At 48.3% G+C, this 1,038-nt stretch carries 1 pseudogene; it reads left to right on the top strand.

The features are described 5' to 3' along the window. Positions 1 to 1,038: pseudogene (locus Q0605_RS03475) on the top strand (hypothetical protein); the annotation flags it as partial.

The raw sequence follows: 1,038 nt of genomic DNA, 5'->3' as shown, positions 1-1,038 counted from the left end.
CAAGGCAAGGCAAACGGCGAGCTTAGCGCGGCTCTAGCGCAGAACGAACTTAAAAATCTAAGCTTAAATCTAAACGCGATGGGCGGCAACCTGAATGCGAGCGGAAATTTGAGCGATCTAAAGCTTAAGGTGAGCAATCTAAATCTAGCCGTCCTTTCGGCTCTTTTTTACGGTAGCGCCATCGGAAACGGCACGATAAACGGTGATGCGAAGTTAAATTTAAAAGATAGCATCAACGGCACGGCGCAAATTTCGCTTGCTAACGGCATGATTTTTAAGAAATTTTTAGACGGCGCGACGGGCAAGAACTTCCCGAATGATCTAAAAGCGGACGCGCAGGCGCAGACAAATATCAAAAACTCCGTCGCGACCTTTAGCGCAAGCGCGAACTCCGATCTGGCGCAGCTTCAGAGCTTAAACGGCACCTACGAGCTTAAAAACAAAGCGCTTAAGGCAAACTACGCGCTGCTGATCCCGAGCCTGCAGCGACTGGAGTTTTTTCTAAATCGCAGACTAAACGGCAAAATTGCCGCTACCGGCGAGCTTTCGCACGACGGCAAGAGCCTGTTTGCGACCATAAATTCCAAGGTCGCGGGCGGTGAGCTGAACGGACAGATCGCGGGCGATGAGGCAAGCTTTAAAATCCAAAATTTTATCGTCAAAGAGCTTACGACGCTTCTAAATATCGATCACGTCTACGACGGCACGGGCAATGCAAATCTTACGTATAATACTAGCTCGCACAGCGGAAAATTCGATGCAATCATCAATAACGGTCGCCTTCCTAGCGGCGGATTGATCGATAAAATCGGCAAAATTTTAGGTCGTGATCTAGGCGGTGAGGTCTATAACGACGCCAAAGTAAACGGCACGATCAAGCAGAATTTAATTAATTTCAACGCCGATATGAGTGCGCAAAAAAGCAAGCTAAACGTAACGGACGGCACGCTGGATAGTAAAACGGGCGCGATTTCGGTGCCAGTTAAGGCAAACGTCGAGAAAACCGACTTTGAGATAAACATCACCGGCACAATTAAG

This window comes from uncultured Campylobacter sp., from assembly GCF_938017705.1.
Lineage (GTDB): Bacteria > Campylobacterota > Campylobacteria > Campylobacterales > Campylobacteraceae > Campylobacter_B.
Note: the sequence above shows the minus strand (reverse complement) of the source record. Positions and strands in the feature narration are given on the sequence as shown.